We start from the raw sequence: 5,148 nt of genomic DNA, 5'->3' as shown, positions 1-5,148 counted from the left end.
CGCCGGGATCACCGGCGGCGGGGCTGTGGCTGGTGCCGGAGTCCTCGCCGGTCAGGACAGGCCCTTGACCGTCTCGCGCACCTTGGTGGCGATGTTGTCGGGCAGCGGGGCGTAGCCCTGGGCGGTCAGCGACTGCTGCCCCTCGGGGCTGGAGATGTAGGTCAGGAAGGACTTGACGAACTTCGCCTGCTCGGCGGGCAGGCCCTTCTCACAGGCGATCTCGTAGGTCACGAGGACCAGCGGGTAGGCGCCCGCGACCTTGGTGCCGTAGTCCAGCTTCAGCGCGAGGTCGTTGCCGGTGCCGACGATCTGCGCGCCCTGGACGGCCTTGGAGGCGCTCTCCGGGCTGATCTCGGTGTACTCGCCGGCGCCGTTCTGCAGCTTCGCCGTCTGCAGGCTGTTGTTGCTGGCGAACGACAGCTCGACGTAGGAGATCGAGCCCTCGGTCTGCTTCAGCGCGGTGGAGATGCCGTCGGAGCCCTTCAGGCCCTGGCCGCCGGGGGCGACCCACTTCTTGCCGGGCTCGAACGACCACACGTCGGGCGCGGTGGCCTTCAGGTACTTGGTGAAGTTGTCGCTGGTGCCGGAGTCGTCCGAGCGGTGCAGCGTCTTGATCTCGGAGGACGGCAGCTTGGCGCCGCTGTTCTCCTTGGCGATCGCCGCGTCGTTCCACTTGGTGATCTTGCCGGCGAAGATGCCCGCGAGCGTCTTCGGCGACAGCTGGAGGCCGTCGACCCCGTTGAGCTTGTAGACGACCGCGATCGGGCCGGGCACCATCGGCAGGTCGATCGCCTTGCCGGTCTTGCAGCGCGCGTCGGCGGGGCCGTGCTCCTCGGGCTTGAGCGCCGAGTCGGAACCGGCGAAGGCGACCTGACCGGAGGTGAACGCCTGGACGCCCGCGCCCGAGCCGCTCGGGTTGTAGTTGATGTTGGCGCCCGAGCACTTGCTGGTGTAGACCTTCGTCCACTCCTCGATCGCGTTCTTCTGCGCGCTCGACCCGGCCGCGTTGATCGCGCCCTTCGCGCAGTCGATGTTTGCGGCCGCTGGGCTGTTCGCACCCGTGGTGTTGCCGCCGTTGTTGTCGTCACTGCCGCAGGCGGACAGGGCCAGCGCCCCAGCGACGACCACACCGCCGAGGGCGGCGAGCCGAGAACCGTTCTTCACCGGGAGGTCTCCTCTTGGATTCGTCGGGCGGGTCCCCCGACCGCCGCACTGGCACGGTTTGACCAGGTGGTGGGGTCGCCGTCGGATGCGACGGTAGGCAGGCGAGGTGACCGGACACCCCGATCCAGGTGAACGGAGAATGAACGAGGCCAGGCCCTATTACGAAGAATGTCCCGATTTGGCGTGGCCGCCGGGTTAACAGCGCAGCTCAGGCATGCCAAAAGCCCGTGCGGAGAAGGTCATGCGGGTTTGCCGGAACGGACACCGGGAACCGGCGCGGTCCGGCCACGGAGACGGATCCGGACCGCCGCCGGAGGTTCCGGCGGCGGCGCGGCACCGCCTCCGGTCACCGCGGATCGGCGGGCTCGTCCAGGCGGCGCTTGTAGTAGGCCCACGGCGAGTCGAAGTCGGACGGGACGATGAGCTCCCAGCCCTGCTCCTCCAGCGCGCGACGGCGGCGGCGCGACGGCCACCACAGGCGCCGGTGCTCCCACTTGTCCGGCGACGCCTCGACCAGATGGAAGAGGTAGCCGTAGTCGACGGCGTGCCAGCCTCGGCGGCCCTCCTTCTCCAGCGCCTCCATCTCGTTGAAGGCGTGCAGCGGCCGCAGCACCCTGCGGGTGGGGCCGCCGTCCGGGACGGACCCCTTGGCCGCCGCCACGGAGGCGCCGAACCGCTGCTGGGCGGCTTGGCGGCTGATGCCGAGCAGCCCGCCGAGGGCCTCCCAGCTGTGCCCGGCGGCGCGCGCGCCGGTGATCGACTGGCGCAGCAGCCTGCTGGTCTCCTCCGCCGCGACGGCCGACGCGGCGACCATCAGCAGGGAGGCGTCCGGGTCGCTGTCGAGGCCCTTGCGTCCCTGCTCGCTCGCCGACAGGACGGCCTCGGCGACGGCCTCGCGGATCGCGTCCGCCTGCTCATCGGCAAGGAACGCGCTCACCGGCCGTCCTCGTCGCGGGCGGGCAGCGGCTCCAGCTCGTCGAGGCGGGCGGCGTCCGCAACGGACCCGCCCGGGCGGACCGCGCCCGCCGCCGCCACCACGCCGACGACGAAGACCGCGAACGACACGGCGACGAACGCCGCCCACAGCACCACGCTGTCGTACATGGCCTGGAGGACCAGGAGGATCGCCACGACCGGCAGGCCGGCGACGCCGATCAGGGCACGGGCAGGAGGGGTCATGATGTCAAGGATTCCTTGACATCCTTGCCGTGTCAATGATTCCTTGACATCACTCGGGAGCGCCGTACATCACGTCGACCGCGAACCGGGTGAACCCCAGCGACTCGTAGAGCCGGACGGCCGCCGTGTTGGACTCGTCCACGTAGAGCATGAACTGCGCGAGCCCGGTGTCGCGCAGATGGTGCAGCCCGGCGAGCGTGAGGGTCCGGCCCAGGCCGAGGCCCTGCGCGTCCGGGTCGACGCCCACCACGTACACCTCGCCGATGCCGCCGGGATGCACCTTCGTCCAGTGGAACCCGGCGAGCTCGCCGCCGCGCTCGGCCAGGAAGAAGCCGGACGGGTCGAACCAGTCCTCCGCCTCGCGCTCCCGGACGTCCTCGATCGTCCAGGCGCCCTGCTCGGGATGGTCGGCGAACGCGCGGCCGTTCACGCGCAGCCACGCCTCCTCGTCGCGCCCCGGCTCGAACGTGCGCAGCCGGACGCCCTCGGCGACCGCCGGCTCGGGCAGCGGCCCCTCGGCGGGACGGCGCATCTGGAACAGCGCGCGCACACGGGCCATCCCCTCGGACTCGGCGAGCCCCGCGGCGGCCGGCAGATCGCCGTGGGCCCACACGCGCAGCGGCCCGCCGGCCTTCTCGCGCAGCGCCCGCAGCAGCGCGCGCCCATGCCCGCGCCGCCGGTGGTCGGGGTGCACGACCAGCTCGCCTGCGGCGGGCTCGTCCTCCGTCGCCGGATCGAGATGCGCGTAGCCGGCGACCGCGCCGCCGTCGCGGACCATCAGAGCCCCGCGCCCGGCGCGCAGCGCGAGCAGCGCGTGCTCCGACAGCGGCGCCACGCCGTCGGCTCCGGCGGCCGCCTCGACCAGCGCCCCCACCTGCTCCGCCTCGTCCGCCCGCAGCTCGTCCATGATCACACCCTAACCGCCCGCCGCCCTGGTCAAGTTGTCACAGAACCGTCATCACTCCGCCGATCGCCGGATGCCCGGCCTCTCTAGCGTCCAGCCCATGATCCGACGACGCACCCTCCTGGCAGGCGCCACCGCGGGGCTGGTGGCGGCGGGACTGGCCGCGCAACCCGCGTCCGCGCACCCCGAGCCCCCGGCGTCCGTGCGCCTGCTCGCGCTGAACGACTTCCACGGCAACCTGGAGCCCCCGACGGGCAGCAGCGGCACCGCCATCGACGAGAACGGGAACTCCGTCCCCGCGGGCGGCGCCGCCTACGTCGCCGCGCACCTGAAGCAGCTGCGCAACCGCGACACGCTCACGGTCGCGCAGGGCGACCTGATCGGCGCGTCCCCGCTGATCTCGGCGGCGTTCCACGACGAGCCGTCCGTCCAGTTCATGAACGACATCGGGCTCACCGCGTCGGCCGTCGGGAACCACGAGTTCGACGAGGGCTACCAGGAGCTGCTGCGCATCCAGAACGGCGGCTGCCACCCCGTCGACGGCTGCTCCCCCGCGGGCGAGTGGAAGGGCGCGAAGTTCGACTACCTGGCGGCGAACGTGCTGCTGGAGAAGGAGAACAAGCCGCTCCTCGACCCCTGGACGATCCGCCGGATCAACGGCGTCAAGGTCGGCTTCATCGGCGTCGTCACCAAGACGACGCCGACCATCGTCACCGCCGACGGCGTCAAGGGCCTGCGGTTCGACGACGAGGTCGACGCCGCGAACAAGGCCGCCAAGGAGCTGAAGGAGCGCGGCGTCCACGCGATGGTGCTCCTCGTCCACGAGGGCGACAACGTCACCGCCGGCGAGAAGCCCGACGACTGCGGCGTGGTCCCCGGCGCGGGCACCCGGATCGCCCAGCAGGCCGACCCGGACATCGACGTCGTCCTCTCCGGCCACACCCACCAGCAGTACGTCTGCACGGTGAAGGGCCCGGACGGCCGGCCGCGGCTCTACTCGTCCGGCTCCTCGTTCGGCCGGATCATCACCCAGGTCGACTTCAAGGTCGACCGGCGCACCGACGACATCGTCCGCTCGTCGATGACGGCCGACAACCACGTCGTCACCCGCGACGTCCCGCCGGACCCGGCGACGCAGCGGTTCGTGCAGACCTGGAAGGACCGGGTCAGCGTGATCGCCGACAAGCCCATCGGCAAGATCACCGCCGATCTCACCCGCATCCCGTCCGCCGCCGGCGAGACCACGCTCGGCGACGTCATCGCCGACTCCCAGCTCGCCGCGATGAAGGACAAGGGCGCCCAGGTCGCGCTGATGAACCCCGGCGGCGTCCGGACCGACCTCACCTACAAGGCGAGCGGCTCGGAGGGCGACGGCGTCGTCACCTACGGCGAGGCGTTCGCCGTCCAGCCGTTCAGCAACGTGCTCGGCGTGACGTCGCTGACCGGCGCGCAGCTCGACGCCCTGCTGGAGCAGCAGTGGACGTCCGCGGGCGAGAAGATCCTCCAGCCGTCCGCGAACCTGCACTTCACCATCGACCGCTCCCGGCCGGCCGGCGACCGCGTCTCGAACATCACGGTCGACGGCGCCGCCGTGGACCCGGCCGCCACCTACAAGGTCGCCGCGAACAACTTCCTGCTGGGCGGCGGCGACGGCTTCACCACGTTCACCCAGGGCAAGGACCAGGTCCTAGGCCCGATCGACCTGGACGGCTTCGTCGCCTATCTGACCGCCCAGGGCACCATCGCACCCCCGCCCCTGGACCGCATCACCGCCCAGTAAGACCAAGGCACGAAAGACCCGGCTGAACCAGAAACGGAAGGCCCGGCTGAACACCGGCCCGGAAGGCCGGACCCCAGCCCCAGCCACGGGCAGGCCCGCGGAGCGAGCGCCAGCGAGCGCA

Annotated in this window: 5 protein-coding genes; 1 reads left to right on the top strand and 4 read right to left on the bottom strand. The window is 71.6% G+C overall.

Annotation, left to right across the window (positions count from 1 at the left end; all coding sequences use genetic code 11):
* Positions 1-51: 51 nt before the first annotated feature.
* From pstS to mshD, 4 genes are all read right to left on the bottom strand, one after another.
* The gene (gene pstS, locus ABZ914_RS46110; RefSeq protein WP_190856801.1) at positions 52-1,164 is read right to left on the bottom strand and encodes a phosphate ABC transporter substrate-binding protein PstS; all 1,113 of its coding nucleotides are present in this window, start codon (positions 1,162-1,164) and stop codon (positions 52-54) included.
* Positions 1,165-1,510: 346 nt separating this feature from the next.
* Positions 1,511-2,101, bottom strand: a complete 591-nt coding sequence (locus ABZ914_RS46105) for a hypothetical protein (RefSeq protein ID WP_433142465.1) — start codon at positions 2,099-2,101, stop codon at positions 1,511-1,513.
* Positions 2,098-2,343: a hypothetical protein gene (locus ABZ914_RS46100; protein WP_500200995.1), complete on the bottom strand. Its 246-nt coding sequence runs from the start codon at positions 2,341-2,343 to the stop codon at positions 2,098-2,100. Before ABZ914_RS46100 ends, ABZ914_RS46105 begins: the two co-directional genes overlap by 4 nt.
* A 49-nt stretch (positions 2,344-2,392) precedes the next feature.
* Positions 2,393-3,250 carry a mycothiol synthase gene (mshD, locus tag ABZ914_RS46095; protein ID WP_500200994.1) on the bottom strand — a complete coding sequence of 286 codons (858 nt, stop codon included), beginning with the start codon at positions 3,248-3,250 and terminating at the stop codon, positions 2,393-2,395.
* A 97-nt stretch (positions 3,251-3,347) separates the two neighbouring features.
* Between mshD and ABZ914_RS46090 the strand changes: the two genes are divergently transcribed.
* Positions 3,348-5,027 (top strand): bifunctional metallophosphatase/5'-nucleotidase, encoded by a 1,680-nt coding sequence (locus tag ABZ914_RS46090; RefSeq protein ID WP_500200993.1) that lies wholly within the window; start codon positions 3,348-3,350, stop codon positions 5,025-5,027.
* Positions 5,028-5,148: the final 121 nt, after the last annotated feature.

Origin of the sequence: Spirillospora sp. NPDC046719, assembly GCF_040645715.1 — a bacterium.
GTDB lineage: Bacteria > Actinomycetota > Actinomycetes > Streptosporangiales > Streptosporangiaceae > Spirillospora.
The sequence above is the reverse complement of the archived record's forward strand: the minus strand, read 5'-3'. Positions and strand labels throughout refer to the sequence as shown.